This is a genomic window from Mycetohabitans rhizoxinica HKI 454 (assembly GCF_000198775.1).
Lineage (GTDB): Bacteria > Pseudomonadota > Gammaproteobacteria > Burkholderiales > Burkholderiaceae > Mycetohabitans > Mycetohabitans rhizoxinica.
Genome location: NC_014722.1, coordinates 1627352 through 1647846 on the forward strand (window position 1 = coordinate 1627352; position 20495 = coordinate 1647846).

1 protein-coding gene is annotated in these 20495 nt (G+C 58.7%); it reads right to left on the minus strand.

The features are described 5' to 3' along the window. Positions 1–28 precede the first annotated feature (28 nt). Positions 29–20434, minus strand: coding sequence for an amino acid adenylation domain-containing protein (locus RBRH_RS07340; protein WP_013435482.1), 20406 nt, complete (start codon positions 20432–20434; stop codon positions 29–31). Positions 20435–20495: the final 61 nt, after the last annotated feature.

Sequence of the window (20495 nt, forward strand, 5' to 3'; positions counted from 1 at the left end):
TTCATGGTTGCGATATCAAGGTGTTGCGTCATACGCACTCGAGCGTGCCGGAAACACCGGAGATGGGTTGGCTTGCGCCCAACGGCGGCGCCAACGCTGCTAGTCTATCCGTCAGCCGATTGCGCATCACCGCCATACTGCCGTGGTCATCAGGATAAAGCTTGATTTGCTCATGGCTGAGCAGTCCAGCCAAGCTGTCGAGGCCGTCGATCTCTTCACTTTGAAGGGTTTTCAGCAACGCCAATTGATTCATCACGCCGCCCAACAATTGCTCCAATACCAGCATGCCTTCCTGCGGCTCGATCGAGCCCAATCCTAGCGCGCTCATCCGGTCACGGTAACGGACGTCACTCACCGAGCCGACACTGCCCCAATAGCCCCAATTGATCACTTTGACCGGGCAAGGCCAATCGGCTCTGAGTCGATCGGCAAAGGCATCGGCAAATGTGCAGCCGGCAGCATAGTTGCTTTGGCCAGCGGCTGTGCTAAAGGACATCATCGACGAGAAGAAGAGGACGAAATCCAGCGAAGCGGCGCTTGGCTCGAAAGCCCGAGCCAGTGCAACGCTGGTCGCGACCTTGGCGTTTAGCACACGGGTAAAGGTCTGTTCATCCATATTGGCTAGGCTTTGGTCCTTAAGCACGATGGCCGAGTGCACCACACCGTTGATCTCACCAAAGCGCTCGATAATGTGTCGTCGTACCTCGGCCAGTTGCTGCTCGTTTGCCGCATCGGCCTGGAAATAAACAGGCGCCGGGGCATTATGGCGAAGACTGACAGCAGTCAGTTCATCGAGCTTGGCTTTAAGCTGCTGATCCGGCGATCGACGACCGATCCAGATCACCCTAGCGCGATGGTGGCTGATGACATGGTGGCTCCAAACTGTGCCGATCCCCCCCGCACCGCCGATCACCAGGTAGACGCCGCCGTTGCGATAGGCGGGCTGCTGCGTTGCAGGCGGCGCATCGACCGTCACCCGGGCCAGCTTCCGGAACCACCACTGATCGTGGCGCAGCGCCAGCAATTCACCCGAAGCGGCGTGATCGAATGGCGCATTGGCCAGAGAAGCCAACTGTTCGTTGGGCAGATCCGCGAGTTGCACTCGCCAGTGCGGATATTCCTTGGCCAAAGAGCCAGCCAATCCGTGCACTGCAGCATGGGCTGGCCGGCAGGACTCGCCAGGCAGCGTGTTAATCGCCTGCTCGGTGACCAACGTCAAACGTAGAGGCTGGCGACCGTAACCCAAACTCAGCAGCACCTTGATCAGTCTGAACAGCGCCAGTACGCCGTGCTGTTGTGCGGCAACCAGTTCCGACGCGCTGGCACAATGGTCGTCGCTGGCTGGCGCCAACCAAATCACCTCGGCGAATTTCGATTGGGTATTCAGTGCGGCCTGGTAGCCGGCCTCCGAGTCGTCCGTGTTCGGCGCCAACGCAGCGCCGGGATACAGCTTGGCCAACGCCTGGCGCCGCGCCGGGGTTGCGCCGAAGATCAGCACCGCGCCCTGCTGTTGACGCCGCTCAGCGACCGCACCGTTGATCACCGACCAGATCGGCGCCAGCAGATGGCGCGCTTCCTGCTGCTGGGGGACAAGTGGATCGACCCGCTCGAGCGCCACGCTTGGCGGTTTTGACTCTGCAGGCAGTTGCCTGGAGCTTAAGCCCAAGAACCGTACGCAGATTTGTCCTTGATCGTCGCAAAGATCAATATCGATTTTGCCGGCCGCGTTATCTGCGTCGTCTCTGTGCAGCAACGCCCACATCCGCTGACGACAAGGCGCGAGGATTTCCACCCGCTCCAGCGCAAAGGGCATTAAAGGCGACGCCCGATCCGCCACGCTGCCGTCGAGCGGCAACAACATGCCGATCGCCGCCTGCAGTGCGCTGTCAGTGATCCCCAGATTCAGCCACCAGTCATCGGCTGTGCCGGGCAATGCGCCATCGAGTTCCAACTGCGCCAGCACATCACGCCGGCTACCCCGCTGCGCCACCATCAACTGGCGGATCCCGCGATGGCTGTCGCCGTAATCTATGCCCATCTCACTAAAGAGACGATAAACTTCGTCGCTGTCAAGCCGCAGTCGCCAGTTCAGGCCCTGCCAGTACGCCAGATCCAATGGCTCTTCATGAAGCGACAGGCCGGTTATCGCAGTGGCCTGGCCATGCAGCACGGATAAGTCGCCCTCGTTGGTGAACCATTTGACACGAATCCGTTCATCCACGCGCGCCAGGCTGATCTGCATACGGCGCGGATTGGACTCAACCGTCAACGGCGCTAACCAGTGCAGCTGCTCAATCACCATAGCGTCTGCTTTGCCGTGGGCCAGCGAATGCATCACCGCGACCCGAATCATTTCCAAATACGCCACACCGGGTAGGGTTTTGCGTCCACTCACCTTGTGATCCTTCAGCCAAGGCTCGTCACCGCTAAATTCAGTTACAAATTGCTGTTGCTCAAACCTTGAGCTGTTTTGATGCACTAACGGGTGCAACTGCATAGGCGTCGATGACGATACGGGTCTAGCTCCCGTAGGTGCCCAGTAACGGCGAGTGGCGAACGGATAACTCGGCAAGCTGATTCGCTGGCGTTGCTCACCGCTGGCAGTCCATAGCGCAGCCCAGTCGATGGACAGGCCCTCGCTCCACAACTGCAGCAACGGCTGCTGTTCACCGTCCTTAAAGAGCCTGACCAGCTGCTCACGCCACTGCCCCTGGAAGCGAGCTTTAAACTGTTCAACCCGCTCGCTGGTCGTGCTCGCGTCGCCACAAATCCAGCCACGACTGTCACCGTCTGACAGGCGACGTAATGCGTCGAGCAAGCTTGCCATCCCGCTGGTGATGAATGCTGCACGATGCTCCATCGCTTCCCGGCCCACTTGGAGCGTGTAGGCAATGGCCGCCAAGCTATCCGCGGCTTGCAAATGCTCGAGTCTGGCCAGCAAGCGGCTGGCGATCTGCCGCAGCTGCTCGGGCTCTCGAGCCGACAGCAGAATCATTTCGGGCTTGCCGCTATCGTCAAGCACGGGCTTAGCTTGACAGTACTCCGCGACGATCAAATGGCCGTTGGAGCCGCCGGCACCAAACGAGGAAATGCCGGCGATCCGCGGTACGGCCTGACCATTCAGCAACGGCTGCGGCCACGCTCGCAGTTGTTGGTTGACCTCGAAGGGCGTTGCCGCAAAGTCAATAAAGGGATTGAGTTTTTGTGAGTGCAGCGACGGCGCAATCTGCCGGTGTTTCAACTGGAGCAGCACCTTGGTCAACCCAGCGATCCCCGCTGCCGCTTCACAGTGACCAATATTCGACTTGACCGACCCTAACCAGCAAGTCTGCTCCGGTTTGCGTGTTCCCAGCGCGTTGGCCAGGCCAGCGATTTCGATTGGATCGCCCAGCTTGGTGCCCGTGCCATGCGCCTCGATATAGCTGACGATGGCCGGATCGACGCCGGCGTCCTGCAGCGCGCCGCTGATCGCTGCCTGCTGTGCCCGTGGATTGGGCACGCTGTAACCGGTACTCTTGCCACCGTGATTCAGATAACTGCCTTTGATTACCCCATAAATGTGATCGCCATCGCGCTGCGCATCGGCCAGTCGCTTTAGGATAACGGCACCCACCCCTTCGCCCGGCACATAGCCGTCACCGCCTTCACCGAAGCTCGCGCAATGGCCCTGGTTCGAGATGAATTGACCACTGCTCAGCATCAAGTACTTGTTGGGATGAATCGTCAGGTTGACGCCACCGGCAATGGCCATCGACGTGCGGCCATTGCGCAAATCCTGACAGGCAAGGTGAATGGCCGTCAGCGAGCTGGAGCACATCGAGTCAACCGTCATGCTCGGGCCCTGCAGATTGAGGCAGAACGATGTCCGGTTGGCGATACTGGCGGTGCAGCCAGCAAAGCCCATGCGCTGGCCACGCAGGCTGGCTTCAGCACCGAATAGCTGGTATTCGCCATACATGACGCCGACGTAGACGCCCACTTGCGCGCTATCCTCGGTCTGCTCGCCACCGATACGGCGGCTGTAACCAGCGTCTTCCATCGCCGACCAGGCGGTCTGCAGGAATAGCCGTTCCTGTGGATCAATCAGTTCAGCTTCCAGCGGCGAAATATTGAAAAACAGGGGATCAAATTGATCGACGCCGTCGATAAATCCGCCCCACTTACTGTTGTGCACGCCACTTTCACGACGATTTTCGCTGTAGTACTCGCGCCAGTTCCAGCGCTCGGCCGGAATTTCGGTGATGCTGTTTTTGCCTCCACGTAGATTCTGCCAGAAGGCCTCCAAATTTTCAGCTTCGGGATAACGCCCCGCCACGCCGATGATCGCGATATCGTCCCTGCGCTGAGGACCTAGCTGGCTATCTTGCAGCCTTGGCTGGACACGGGGGCTTATTGTATTCGCCACGCTGTCGAACAGCCGGCGGGACTGACTGACCTTGCCCCCGGATTCTGGCGTCGCCAGCGGCTTTTGTTCGTCAGTCGGGATTACCGCCGTCGTACCCTGCGGCTCGAGCGGCCGGTTGGCCAAATAGTGCGCCAGTTGCTGCAAGCTGGAGTGTTCAAATAGCAGCGTACGCGGTAAAGCGCCAAAACGTTTTTCGAGCACGCTGGTCATCTCCATGATCTTCAGCGAGTCAAGGCCATATTGCTCGAAGCACTGCGCATCATCGATCTGTTCCAGCGCAATCCCCAGCGTGCTCGCCAGCATTGCGCGCAACTGCGCGTTCAACGAGCCGCAGGCAGCGGATGCGACTTGGCTGACAGCGGGCTTTTGCGGCAGCCGCGCGACGAGATGATCCGCCAAGCTTTGCAAGCTGGGATATTCAAAAAACAACGTCTTCGGCAGCGGCCCAAAGCGTTTTTCCAGCGCCGCCGTCATGTCCATGACCATCAGCGAGTCAATGCCGTATTTTTCAAACGGCTCGTCGTTGTCAAGCCGCGACTCATCGATCTTGATCGTGTCGGCTAACAACCGGCGCAATCCCATTAATACATCGTCGCCGTCGACCGCTGTGATGGCTGGGCTGACAGGCGCCGGTTCACGGCTTAGCAGCGCGACCAGTTTGTCTTTGTCGCCTGCCAGGACCATCAACTGATCTTCATCGCTTTGCAGCGCCTGGTATAGCGCCCGAATACCCGTCGTCCCGGTCATCGCCTTGATGCCAGTGCGTTGCGCCAGCGCACGTCGAGCGGCATCGTCCATTTGCATGCCGCCTTCGAGCCACAGCGGCCAGTTAATTGCCACGGTGCGGCCATGGCGCTGTCCCGCCGCGACCCGTTGATTGCGCAGACCGGCAAAGGCATCGAGATAGCCGTTAGCCGCAGCGTAATCACTCTGCCCGGCGTTGCCCAGTACGCTGGCAATAGATGAACATAGCACAAAGAAGTCCAGTGCCACCGCAGCGCTGCACTGGTCGAGGTGGCGCACGCCAGCTACCTTAGCGGCGAACACGTCTTCGAAGTCCTGCTGCGTTTTGTATGCTAACAGCGTGTCACGAGTGAGCCCGGCGCAATGGATAATGCCATGTAATCCGCCGTGTTCCATCATGATTGCAGCGATCAAGCGCTCAACCTGACCCGCCTGTGCCAGATCCACAGCACGGTAGTGACATCGTGCGCCCAATTGCGCCAGCTTGTCGGCAACCGACGGCGCGTTAGCCTCGGTACGGCCGCACAGCACCACGCTCGCGCCCGGTGCAGCGTCCAGAATCGCCCGCGCGACGATCATGCCCACGCCGCCCAGGCCTCCAGTAATCAGATAGACGCCGTCCGGCCGCCAGGGCGCAGGGCTATGACTTAATGGCCGGTGGTGCCAGGTTAGCTCCTGGCGCCGTAACTTGCCGGCATCAAGCAGATAACGCAATTGGCGCTCACCAGGTGCAGCCCGTTCGGCCGCCAGTTGCCCCGCTAATTGCGACGCATCGAGCCCAGGCGACACTTCTATCAACTGGCCAATCAACGCCGGCTGCTCCCGGCTGGCGCTGTACAACAGGCCGCCAAGACCGCGATAACCGTGCTGATCGTTTGCCGGGATCACCAGCTGAACCATGCAGCGGCGCTCAGTGCGAAGCAGTGGTTTGAGTTGTTCGACCAGCGCCAGCGCCGCCTGTCGATAATCGTCACTGTGCATCACCAGGCTGGAAATGGATGGATGCGCTTGTAACTGCTCCGGCAGGCTGGCAAAGGCTGGATGGTGGCCCAGCGTCAGCACCAGCTGGGACGTCACCGGCGCATCCGTGGCCGAAGCCAGCGCAGCCTCACGCCATTGCCGGTGGCAGAGCAGTGTTTCGCTGGTAACGTCGTTGTCAGCAGACAACGTTTTGAACGACAACTGACGGATGGTCGCGCAGCACCGGCCGTTTTTGTCAAACAGAGCCAGATCAAAGCGATAGCCACCTGGTGTGCGTCCAGCACGGCGAATCTGGACTTGCAGTGTTGTCGGGCAGTCGTCAAATAGCACCCATTCGGCCAGCCCCTCGGGCAACAGCAACGGTGGCCGCTCTCCAAGCTCATCAAACAACAATGCCATCACCGCTTGCATCGCGGCATCCAGCAGCCCAGGATGAATAGCGTAACCGTCGCTCACCGCAGCGTCTTCCAGCGCAACCCAAGCCAGTGCTTGGTCCCCATGGCGCAGCAGCGACTGGATCCTGCGATGGCTTATGCCATATTCGATGCCCATGGCGGTGAAACGCTGGTAGCAGGCATCAACATCCATCGGGCGAGCGTCGCCAGTCATGAAGTCAAGCTTCGCCGGTTGCGCCACAGCGGTCCCCGCCACCGCCCGGCAATGCAGTTGCAGCTGCCCGGCGAAATCATACGAGCAAATCCCGATTTGGCATTCGCCATCCGGCTGCGCCGCCAGCTCAACAAATAGCTCGCCATGGTTGGTCGCCTCCACGCTGAAGGGCTGATACCAGAACAGGTCACGGATAACCCGCGCCGTGCCCGCAGGCCGTTCATCACCCAATGCGTCCGTGAGCGCCGCATCGATCATTCCGATCATCGCCGCACCCGGCAAAACGCCGCGACCGTTGATTCGGTGTCCAGAAAGGAAGCTTTCTTGGCCACTGAACCGGCTGAGATAACGCAAACCACGTAGGTCAGAGACGTTGCGATGCAAGAGTGGATGAAGTCGCGCCTCGCTGGTCGCTAACGCTTGCGCCGGCTCATCGTTGTGCCAGTAGCGCTCACGGGCAAACGGATAACCTGGCAAGCTAATTGGCGTCGGCGTGCCCTGTCGGTACATCAAGCGCCAATCCAGCGTTAACCCGTTGACCCACGCCTCGAGCAATTTTTCAGGCTGGCCACGGTCAATCCAGTTAGCGATGGTGCTTTGTCTGTCTGCACCAGCCAGCAGCGACAGCGCCTTTTCATGATCCTTGACCCGGCCGCTATAGCAGGCAGCTGTAGACGGATGATCAATAAAATCTTGCAGTTGGGTCTTCAAATGGGCGAGTGAGCGAGCCAGCCATCCTAGCCGATACTCCATCGCTTCCCGACCGACCTGCAACGTATAGGCCAGTGCCGGCAAATCGGCGTCGCCTAGCTCGTCCTGCTCCAGTGCATGCAGCAACAGGCTGACCTGCTGCAATAGCTGGGCCTGCGTCTTGGCCGATAACGGAATGATCGCTGGCTGCTGCTCGTTGACGACAATCACCGGACGCGGCCGATGATCTTCGTATTCTTCGATCACTACGTGCGCGTTGGCACCACCAGCGCCGAAGGATGACACCGTAGCAATTCGCTTGAATGCCTGACGGCTGCCGTTGATCATGACCTCGGGTCGATGCCAGTCAGCCAGCGACTGCTGCACTATGAACGGCGTATTAGCGAAATCAATTTCTGGATTGAGTTCATCGGCGTGCAGCGACGGAGCCAGTTGGCGGTGCTTGAGCTGCAGCAGCACCTTGGTGATGCCCGCAATGCCGGCAGCACTTTCACAATGGCCGATATTGGACTTGATTGAGCCAATCGCACAATACTGTTTAGCGGCCGTCTCGGCGCCGCTATTGAACGCTCTGGTCAAGCCCGCAATCTCAATCGGATCCCCCAGCGACGTGCCGGTGCCGTGGGCTTCGACATAGCTTACCGCCCTAGCCTCCACGCCGGCCCTGGCCAACGAATCGGCCACCAGTCGGCTCTGGGCCAATGGATTCGGCACGGTATAGCCGTTGGTCTTGCCGCCGGCATTGATCATGCTACCTTTGATCACGCCGTAAATCCGATCACCGTCCACCTCAGCTTGAGCCAACGGCTTGAGCAGCAGCGCACCCACGCCCTCGCCGGCGACAAAACCGTCGGCATCTGTCCCAAACGCCTTGCACTGCTTGCCTGACGATAGCATTTTCATCTCGGTCAGACGCATATAGTGCACGGGATCGATCACCAAGTTGACCCCACCGACCAACGCGCAGTCGCTCACGCCGCTATGCAAGCTTTCCAGCGCCAGATGGATCGCGGTGATTGACGATGAGCAGGCGGTATCCACCGCCATACTCGGTCCTTGGAAATTGAACTGATAAGACACCCGGTTGGCGATCGACCAATAGCTGGACTGATGGGTGTAGGTTCCATTCATCACGCCGACAAACACGCCCACCCGATGCCGTTCAGACAAACGACCCGGGGTATAGCCGGCATCGCTGATGCAGTGATAGGCCTCTTCCAAGAAAAGCCGCTCTTGGGGATCCATCTTCTGCGCCTCATGGGGCGAGATATGGAAAAACAGCGGATCAAATTTGTCGATGTCCCGAATGAAACCGCCCCAGCGGGTATAAATGCTGCCTTTTTTGCCCGGCGTCTGATCGAAGTATTGACGCCAATCCCAGCGATCCGCCGGCACTTCATCAATACAGTTCTCGCCATTTTTTAGGCGCTGCCACAGCGCTTGGACATTATCCGAATGCGCGTAGCGTCCCGCTAGGCCGATGATCGCGACGTCAGTGCCACCCTGGCCCTTTGGCGCGCTGTCGGGCGTCTTGGCGGCAAAGCGGTGCCCAGCGGCTAGCTTGACTAACGTATTGGCCGCATGCGTCGAGGCTGTATCCACCGACGCTGGCTGTTCGACCACCGACGCCTTATCCAGTCCCAGCAGGGCCCTAAGCTGATCTTTTTGTGACTCAACAAAATGATCCGCAAGCGCGTCGATGGTCTGGTATTCGAAGAACAGCGTACTGCTGATCCCCGACAGCTTGTCGCGCAGCAGGTTGGTCAGCTGCACCACCAGGATCGAATCGATGCCATACGTCTCGAGCGGCTCCCCGGCATCGATCTGCTCAGGCCGAATTTTGAACAGCCCGCCGATCATCTGCTTAAGATAGTGCACCGTCTGATCTTTTAGCGCCTGGGGCGTCACCTCGCCCACCGATACCGTGTTGACGCTGCGCTGCGGTGGCCGCGAAGCGGGAGCCGCCTGCACTGCCAGGCGCTTGGGCGCAACCTTGGTCGGTTCCACATCGCTGTGTCGATCCTGCCAGATAACGCCGTTGCTCTCGGCGATCACGATTTGCTGACCAAGGTCGTGGTCGGCCAGCGCCGGATAATAGACCTGCCTGTAGCCTTCACTCTCCAGCACCTGTTTCCACTGTTTGGGTGCGAGCGCGGGTCCACCGGGCAAGCGCAAATCCTGATCATCAAACAACCACCATCCCTTGAGCAAGCCGAAGGTCAAGTGGGTAAACAGGCCGTTGCGACAAATCTCGTTGATCATCACCAGGCCGTTGTGCTTCAACGCTGCCTTGGCGTTTTTCATCGTCCGCCGTAGATCCTGCGTCGCGTGCAAGACATTGGTGGCCATCACCAGATCATAGTGACCAATCTTGATGCCTTGCTCAGCCAAAGGCCTGTCAACATTGAAGAGCTGATAGCTGAGGTACGGGTTGTCCGGCCCGTACGTTTGCCGCGCGTGCATCAGGAATGCCTGTGATACATCGGTGTAGCAGTATTCCGCGATTTGCCGCTGATAAGGCCGAAGTTTTTCAAACGCCCGTGCACTGGTGCCGCCAGTGCCGGCACCAATCTCCAGAATACGGATCGGCGTCTGCGGCGCCTGTTCCAGCCGTGCCCTGACAAACTCAACCATCGCGTTGAGCATCACTTCATTGAAAAAATCGGACACCGGATTATGCTTGTAGATCCCCTCGACCATGGCCATCGATGAGTCAGGGAACATGATGTCCGTGGCCATGATTCGCCCATTGAGGATCGCTGGCAGCACCCGCAGGGTGGCCTCGGCAAGGATCACCTCAGCTTTCAGACTGGCGTGTTCTAGCCAATCCGGCTTTTGCGCCTCCCATTCGTTCCATAGGGATTCAACTGCCAGCGGCTGAGGATGGGCCACACGATAGGCTGTCGGACAATGGCCGCCCTCCATGGACAGGTAGCCGCGCTGCGCTAGCTCGTCAAGGCTCTTATCGATCCAGCGCTCATACATCGGCAGCAAACCGCTGCGTTGCTTCATCTGCTCGATGATTTCGTGCTCGCTACTAAACCAGCCCAGTTGCTGCAGCTGGGCGTACAGCAAGCGGCCTTGCAACGCGTCGATGGCCGCCTTGCGGGCCTGCATCTGCTGCGTCACCGTCCGAATCGCGTGGTTGTCCACAACCAGATGTTTTTTTATCCGGGCAATCAGCGACGGGTAGGCTTGCGTCAGTCTCTGGCCATACTCGCCAAAAGGCCCAGCCGGATGCGTCGGCAGCGCCAGGTGGCTGAACGTATCGCTAAGCCGCTGCGAGGTCCGCAAGAACGTGAGCTGGGAAAGCGGCCCGGCCAACAGCATGTCCAACGCAGCCATCGCCTGCTCGCCCTCGATCGAACCGAGACCGACCTCAGCCATTCTTCGACGATAGTCTTCGCTGGCCACCGAGCCGACATGCCCCCAGTAACCCCAGTTAATCACTTTGACTGGGTAGGAACACTGCTGTGCAAGATAATGGCCAAAGGCGTTTTTAAACGTACAGCCGGCGGCGTAGTTGCTCTGCCCAGCTGACTTGGTAAAGCTTTGCAACGACGAGAAAAACAACATGAAGTCCAGCGGCTGATGCGCAAACATCTCAGCCAGACGAACGCAAACATCCACCTTAGCGGCCAAGCCGGTGGTAAATCTTTGCTCATCCATCCGCGCCAGACTTTGATCCTGAAGCTGGATGGCTGCATGAACCACGCCATGGATCCTGCCATACTCGGTGTAGACTTGTGCCACCGCCTGTCGTAGCGCGGCATGGTTGCTGGCATCGGCACGAAGATAGCGCGGCGCGGGTCCAAGCTTGGCAAGCTCGGCGATCGCCTGGTCAATGTCGCTGTTCTGCTCGCGACGTCCCAGCCAGATAATTTGCGCCCGTCGAGTGCGAATCAGATACTCGCTCCACAACCGGCCGATACCACCGGCGCCGCCAATCACCAGATACACGCCCTCATCGCGATAGAGACTGTCTACGTCGCCTAGCTGCGCGGCCGCATCCGTTGCATCCCATTTCGACAGCGGTAGGTAAGGCGCAAGATATTGACGGTACCAGACATCGTCGCGACAGACCAGCGCATCGCCACGAGGATGGGTGGGCAATGACAGCGGATCCACAGTGGGCCAACCGTCGCCTACCGGCAGATCCACCAGCCGCACCCGCCAGTGACTGTATTCCTTGGCCATGACGCCAATCAGTCCATGCACGCTGGCATGAGCCGGTGCCACCGGCCCGGTCACGGCTTGAGAGTGGCTGTCAGCCTCGTTAGATACTGTCAGCACACCTCGAGTCATCACCGTCCAGGTCAGCGGCTGCTGATCCAGCGCCAACGCCAGCAGTGCCTTAATCAAGCGAAAGCAGCTCAGCACGCCATGCTGCTGGGCGCGGATCATGCCGTCGAGATTCTCCTGCTGCGCCAATGTTGCCGGTGCCAGCCATATCAGGTGCTCAATGGGCCCCACTTCGCGCAGCCGTTCCGTAAGCTGCTCAATAGATTCATGGCCATCCAACAACAATGAACCCGCTTGCGGATAACGGGCGATCAACTGTTTGTGGCCCTGCGGATCATTGCTAATTAGCAGCAGCCGGCCGGTAGACGGGACCAGGTCTTGGGGGCAGAAACGTTGCCACTTTTCCACCAGATAACAGTCGCTTTGTGGCCGATCTTCAAGCATCACTTCCAGCGGTGACGGCTTTTTCATGACCCGTAGCGCAAATTCACGCAGCGCGGCGCAATGTTGGCCCTGTTGATTATAAATATCGATATTGAATGTCGACTGTCCCGCTTCAGTCTGCTCGGTGCAAGGGCGCACCCAAGCCCAGATCTGATGACCCAGCTCGGCGCCGCTCAGCTGTAGTTGCGTCAACGCAAAAGGCACCCACGTATGCGTCAGTTGCGGCGTCAACCCTTGATCGAGCTGATCCGCGACGAGTAAGCCTACGGTCGCCTGCAAAGCGCCGTCCATCAGGCTGGGATGTAAAACGAGTCGCTCGTGCTCCGAGGTCAGCGCTTGCGGTAGTTCAATCTGCGCCAGCACTTGGCCACCATCGATCCGCAGCGCTTTCACCGATCGGTGCCACGGGCCATAGTAGATCTGCATGCTGTCGAACAGCCGATACAACGCATCCGCGTCGAGCATATGGCCGCCGATCGCCGCTTGTAGCGAAGTCAACGATTCTGCCGGTTCATCGGCATCCTGAACAAAAGCCGCTTCGCCTTGGCAGCACACCGCCTGCTGTTTGCGCTCGAGAATGTCGAAGGTCAGTCGATGTTCGTCAGGACTGTCGATACGGATCTCGACTTCAACCGAGTCGTCGCTTTGCTGGCTGAGCATGACCGGCTGTGACCACACCAGATTGCGCAAGCTCAGCACGCCGGTTGGCACCTGCTCCCCCAGCGAGCGGATGATCGCCTCACGCGCCATTTCAAGGTAGGCGACGCCCGGCAAAACCTTGTGGTCACGGATCAGGTGATCCCGCAGGAAGAACTCCCTGCCGTCGAATATTGAGATAAATTTTTGCTGCGACAAATCCGATACGTTGGTGTGCAGCAAAGGATGCACCCGTCCCCCACCGCTTTGCTGTCCCAGCGACGGGAAGTGGGACTCGCCAGAGACCCAGATCCGTTCGCGAGCAAAGGGGTAGCTGGGGAGGCTGATCCGCTTGGCCGCCTCTTTCGGCTGACCAAATAGCGTCCAGTCAAGCGCCAGCCCTTTGACCCACAGCTCCAGCAGCTTATCGTATTTGCGTTTGTTGGCCCAGGCGGTCAAGGTCGCCGCCATATCGTCATCATGGGCGAGCACCGCGATTGCCGCCTTATGATCTTTGACCCGGCCGATATGAATGCCATCAAAGAAGCCGAACGGTTCGGGCTGGTTGGCCAGTAACTCGGCGCTTTGCGCCAGCTTGTCCTGCAATTGGTCGATCGACTCGGCGATAAAAGCCAGGCGATACTCCATCGGCTCCCTGCCCTGCTGCAACGTAAAGGCCAGATCGGCCAGCCGCGGCAGCGTAAGCTCAGCACCGGTCCGATGCAGGAACTGATGCAGTTGCTCGACTTGCTGTCGTAATTGAGCGGGCGTTCTTGCAGATAGAGGAATCATCGCTGTCTGTCCACCGACGTCGTCGTCCCGAGTCGGTGCAATATACTCAGCAATGATCACGTGCCCGTTTGAGCCACCCGATCCGAAAGACGAGACTGAAGCCGCACGGGGATACTCTCGCTCCCGGCCATCGAGATTCAACACCGGCCGCCGCCATTCCTGCAGCTGCTGAGGGATATAGAACGGCGAATCGGCAAAGGGGATGTTGGGATTCAAGCGCTTTGAGTGCAGCGAGGGCGCCAACTGGCGATGCTTAAGCTGCAATAGCACCTTCGCGATCCCGGCAATGCCTGCCGCCGACTCCAAGTGTCCAATATTCGACTTGACTGAGCCCACCGCGCATTGTTGAGCCGACGCCATCGCGCTACCCAGCGTCGCGCTGCGCCGAGTAAAGCCCAATTGCAGGCCAGTGATTTCGATCGGATCGCCAAGCGCTGTGCCCGTGCCATGGGCCTCGATATAACTTAGCTCTCGTGGATCCATGCCGGCCTTGTCGAGCGAATCGGCGATCATGGCGCCCTGCGCATTGGGGCTCGGCACGGTGTAGCCATGGGTCTTACCGTTATGGTTAATTGAGGTCGCCCGGATCACCGCATAAATGTTGTCGCCGTCGGCCTCGGCGCGGGACAGCGGCTTGAGCAGCACCGCGCCAACCCCCTCGCCGGGCACAAAACCGTCCCCCCCGTCGCCAAAGCTGCGACAGCGACCGTCAGAAGACGACATCGTCAGCTGGGACTGAATGAAATATTTGTTCGGATGCAATGACAGGTTGACGCCACCGGCCAGCGCCAGTTGGCACTCGCCGCGCCTTAGGCTCTCGACCGCCAAGTGCAGCGCCGTCAACGACGATGAGCAGATGGTGTCGACCGCCATACTTGGACCGTTGCAGTCGAAGACGTAAGACACGCGATTGGCGATCGAACCAAACGACGAATCGACCGCATCTTCGGTGCAGTCCGGAGCGCTCGAGCGCGTATACAGCAAGTATTCGCCGTGCATCACACCAACGAATACCCCCATTTCACCCTGGTAATGACGCCGCAGCCCGGCTCTATCGTAGCCGGCGTCTTCAAGCGTGCGCCAGGCGGTTTCGAGGAAGATCCGCTCTTGAGGATCCATCCGCTCGGCATCCCGCGGCGAAATATTGAAAAACAGCGGATCAAAACGATCGATGTCGTCGATAAAGCCGCCCCACTTGGTGTGGATCTTGCCTTTTACACTGCGGTCGCGGCTGTAATATTTGCTGTGTTCCCAACGCTCGGCGGGTATCTCGCTGATACTATCGACACCGTTTTTGAGGTTGTTCCAAAAACTGTCGATATCCGCTGCGCCGGGGAACCGACCGGCCAAACCAATGATGGCGATCGGCTCATTTCGCTCGCCCCGGTCATAGCGTCGCACTGCCGTTACGTGTGGCTGCTGTTGCACCCTGGCGGCTAGGACGGGCTGCGTCGCCTGAATCCCCAGTAATTGCCGGCTGCGCAGCGGATGCTCGGCGACAAAATAGCCCGCCAACGCAGCAATACTTTGGTATTCAAAGAACAAGGTCGCCGACAGCTCGCCAAACTCCTGGGCCAAACGTTGGTTCAGCGTGGTAATCATGAGCGACGTCAAGCCATAACGATCGAAGGTGTCTTCACAATCGAGGTTATGTTCAGGAATCGCCGATACCTTTGAGAAATGGCGCTTGATATGGTTTTCCAGTGCCTGTCGCAACACCTCATCTTGTTCTGGCTGCGACGTGTCATTTCCTAGCTGCGACGCCTCGTTTCCTGGCCGCGACGCCTCGTTTTGCAGCACGTCGGCGCAATCGCTGTTTGCCGACGCAGCGATATGGCAATCGACGGCCGCAAACGGATAAGCCGTCAACGCCACCCGGCGATGGTGATGCCGAGCGATCTGCGCTAAGCTGCTCTGTCCGGCGACCCATTGGCCAGCAATCGCTGTCAACGCTTGGCGGTCCAGTCCCTGAAGATCCTTTTCAATACGGCTGGGCTGCGGCTCTTTTTTGAGGCTGCCGCGCAGCGGCATCTGCGAATGTTGACCTTGAAGTCGCGCCACCAACTCGTCTCGGCTATCGGCCACGACCGCCAGGCGATGGTTCAGCGCGACTCGACCGACACACAGGGTGTAGCTGATATCCCCAAGGCTGACATCGTTAAACCGTCCAGCTTGCATATCGTCAGCAAACGCCGCCACCAATTGATCAAGCTGCTCGCTACTTGCGGCGGCAAACGGAAACAGCCAGGGCCCGTCGCTTTGCCGTACAGCGGCCTGTTGCGGCGGTGCCTCAACAATCAGATGACCACCAGATCCGCTAGCACCAAAAGCATTGATGAGCGCGCGCTGCGGCCCCCGCCAGTCGCTCAGCTGATCGGCGATGGCAAGATGGTTGTCGTCTAAACAAATCATCGGGCTGAGCGGATTGCAACCGAGCGTCGGCGCGATCTGCCGGTGTTTCAGCTGCATCAGCACTTTGGTGATCTGCGACAGCGCCGACGCTGATTCGAGGTGACCGATATTGGCTTTGATCGACCCCACCAACAGCGGCGCATCGCTACGGCGCGCGCCAAACACGTTGCTGATCGCCGCAAACTCAGCCCCATCCGCGAGGCTGGCGCCGGGGGCCGCGGCCTCGACATAGCCGATCTCGTCAGCGGACAGTCCCGCCTGTTGTAGCACTCGACGCATCGACAGCGCGTGGCTATCGGCATTGGGCGCACCGTAACGGAAAGTCTTACCGCTATGACTGATCGCCGTCGCGCGGATGACACCGAGGATTGAATCGCCATCCCGCATGGCGTCTTCGAGTGGCCTAATCAACAGCGCGCCGACACCTTCGCCAGCCACCCATCCATTGGCATGGCGGCCAAACGGATAAGATTGGCTATCGTCGGACAATAGCTTCAGTGACGTCAGCAGCTCGAGGTGCGACGGATGGCTGATCAAATTGACGCCACCGACAATCGCTGCCTGGCACTCGCCCTGGCGAATACTGTTGCAAGCAAAATGCAACGCAGTCATCGCCGACGAGCATGAGGTATCGAAAGCGACGCTGGGGCCATTGAAATCGTTGAAGAAAGACACACGGTTGGCGATCGCCGACAGGAACGAGGTAGCCCGCTCGCCTTGTTCAGTCGGCCGATGATGCTGGTAATCGCCCCACATTGCGCCGACAAACACGCCAATGCGCTCGGCCTGCCGCCGCAGACTCGCAGCGGTATAGCCGCTACTTTCCAGACAGTGCCAGACCGCTTGCAGGAACAAACGCTCCTGGGGATCGAGCGTTTTCGCCTCCGCCGGCGTAATCTTGAACAGCAATGGATCAAACAACTGCTTGCCAGCCAGGGCACCCACCGCCCACTGTGGCGAATCGCCCGCATCGTCGCTGCCGTAAAATAGCGCTTCGCGACTCAATGGGATGATGCTTGCGCGGCCAGCGCTCAAATTTTGCCATAGCTCATCAGGGTTCGCGGCGCCAGGATAGCGGCCGCTGATGCCGATGATTGCCATCGCGTCGCCATTGCAGTGCGCCTTGACCGCTCGGGACGACACGTGTTCATTGATCTCATGCGCCGACGCGTGAGCGACTTGAGCGGATTCATCGGTTCCGTGCATTTCTAGCCGCGGCCAGCCAGCGGGCAGTGGTTGCGTCACCGCGCCGCCCACAAAGCTGTGTACCAGCTCATCGCCGTCATCCAGATCGAACGCGTCGCGGATTTTATTGAAATACATCGATCCAATCGGACACAGGCCAATGCCGAACTCACCCTGCTTTTCTAGCAGTAGCTGACCGATTCTGCCCGCTTGAAGCAAATTGAAATAACGGCTTTCATCGCCGTAGGTCGTAGAGTGACCGGCGATGATAAAAATTCGCAACCGTGCCTGATGAGCGTGCTTACGGTTAAACGGCGTGTAGCAACTGTTGATTGCCGCTAGATCGCCGTCGCTGATCCGCACTAAGCTATGGCTGTCGCCCTGGTAGCGGTATACCCCGGCAGGCAACCATGGCCCTTGGCAGCCTTGCTGTACGCTTTGTTCAGCAACGTGCAAATAAACTTTCAGCGCTAACCCGGCATCGGTGTGGTACAGCTGCCCGTTGACCTGATCGGCCCGCAACAGGTTTAACAGCCGGCTCAGCTGACCCAAATTCAGCGGCCCATCGCAGTATTGCCGCTTGGCAGCCCGCAGCCGCAGTGCGTCAGCGCTGATCGGCTCGGCGCACAGCTCAATTACGCCGTCGCCCTGCTCCGGCAAGTCATGGCGAATCTGGCGCTGCTCTTCATGCAGTTGAGCCAATTCCTCCCGAGTTGGTAACGCGAAACCGTTATTTTTCTCGCTTAGAAAATCAGCAAACAGAGGGCCAGACTGACGCCAGTGATCATTCAGTGCTTGACCTTCCACCGCCACGGCAGCCGGCGCAACGCCCTCGATCAAGCAGTGCAGGAACCGATGGCTCGGCCGTAATTTAAACAACCCGGCAATCGCCGCAAAATCGACGCCATAGGCCGGAGTCAGCGCGATGTCAAAGTCGCGCTGGCGGGACAACAATAGCTGCTCAATATAACCCGCCTCGAGCACCAGTAAGAAGGGTGACGCCTTATTGTAGATTGGCGCGATCGCGTCATTTTCGGCGATCAGGAACAATGCAAAGCCAGCCTCGGCCAGCTGCGCGCGTTGCGCCGGCGGCAAAGCCTGTGCATCCAGCTGGGCCGGTACGCTAACGGGCAGCAGGCGGTTGAGCTGCGGTTGGTAATAATAGACGCCGCCAGCCAAGCCGTCGATCCGCTCTTCAGCCACATACAGATAGCACTGGATAGCATTCAAGCCACCCGCCGACGAATAAAGGTACTTGCCCTGGCCGTCTAGCGGCACCTCTCGTAGCAGCGACAGCAGACGTCCAAGCCGTTCGAGATTCGCAAATGAGCCTTTGGTCGGTCGCCAGTATGCCCGAGGATCAAAACTGACTTTTTCTAACGGGACCGAACCCCTGTCCGTGGATTGGCAAGCCGGTGCAGCGCTCAGCGGCGGCGGCTCCACCTCGTCAGCCGTTATGCCTTTAGCCTCAAGAATATAAGCGGTAACTGCAGCGATGGTCGGATGCTCCAAAAACACATCGACTGGCAGCGTCACCTGATGCTGCTGTTGGATGCTGTGGACTGCTTGCACCAACGTAAAGGAGGTGGCGCCCTGATCAAACAGATCGTCATCGGCTGCCAGTTCGTCGATCCCAAGCGCCTCGATAAAATACTGCTGCAGCCAGGCAGTCAGCGACTGCGAGTTGATCGCTTGCCTGCGCGGTTGGGCCGTCGCCTCCACGTCACCCGTGAGCAGCGCCTTGCGGTCCGCTTTGCCGTGGGCGGTCACGGGAATCTGGTCAATAAAGCTAACCAGATTGGGCACCATATATTCCGGCAAACGCGCCTTAATGAAATCCCGTACCGCTTTCTTGTCCAGCCCCTGAGCCACCACAAAGGCCACGAGTTTAGGATCTGCTGAACCAGGATCCTTAACCAGCACCGCCGCATCGTCGATCGCTGGGTGGCTTTTCAGTGCGCTTTCGATCTCACCCAGTTCAATGCGAAAGCCTCGCAACTTGACTTGCGAATCGAAACGGCCAAGCAGCTCGATCTCGCCATTGCTGAGGAAACGGGCCTTATCACCTGTGCGGTAGAGTCTGGCGCCGGCCTCGCCAGAAAACGGATCGCGGATAAATTTTTCAGCCGTCAACTCAGGCCGATTGAGATAGCCCCGAGCCAGGCCGAGACCGCCAATGCACAACTCGCCAGTTTCACCGATCGGCACCGGCTTTGCTTCGCTATCCAGAATATATATCTGGATATTATCGATAGGTCGACCGATTGGCACGAGCTGGTCTTCTCGCGGCTCACCTCGCCAATAGGTCACGTCCACTGCCGCTTCGGTCGGACCATATAAGTTATGCAATTCGGCGCTCAACAGTTGGCGGAACTGGAGCAGCAAGTCGTGAGTCAGCGCCTCGCCGCTAACAAATACTTTCTGTAGCGATATGCATTCGGAGACCGCCGGATGCTTAAGGAAAAAGCGCAGCATCGAAGGCACAAAATGGCAGATGGTGATCTGCTCCGCTTGAATGACCTCCACCAGGTAATGCGCGTCCTTGTGACCTTCCGGCTTGGCCATCACCAAGCAAGCGCCGCTGAGCAGCGGCAAAAACAGCTCCCAGACGGAGACATCAAAGGTAAACGGTGTTTTTTGTAAGATCCTATCGGCTGCGCCAACCTCATAATGGCGCTGCATCCACAGCAGGCGATTACAGATTGCCTTATGCGGCAGCATGCAGCCTTTAGGCCGGCCGGTAGAGCCCGACGTATAGATGATATAGGCAAGATCATCGGGACCATTGATTGGCACAGGATTGGCCTCATCGCCAAACAGCGCTTGCTGATTAGCATCGTCCAAGCAAAGCACTTCGCCGTCATATCCCGCTAGCCGACTACGAAAACGCTGTTGCGTCAGCAACACTGTCACCGCAGCGTCGTCAATGATCAACGCCAATCGCTCATCGGGATAGCCGGGGTCCAGCGGCAAATAAGCACCACCGGCCTTCATGATCGCCAGTAGCGCAATGATTAGCTCTACTGATCGCTCCATCTGAACGCCCACCAGACTATCTGGCCCGATGCCTAGCTCCCGCAGGTAATGGGCTAGCCGATTGGCCTGCCGGTTTAACTCGCGATAGCTTAAGGCCTGGCCTTCGAAACGCACCGCCACCGCGTCCGGGCTGCGCTCAACCTGCTCTTCGATCAACTGCTGTAAGCACTTGTCCAGTGGGTATGCCTTATAGGTATCGTTCCAACCGGAAAGGGTCTGACTGTCTTGTATGTTCACGAATTACTATCCTGGTCATTGTGCACAGCAATCATGTCCGGGCGATGCCGCTGTTTGCTCT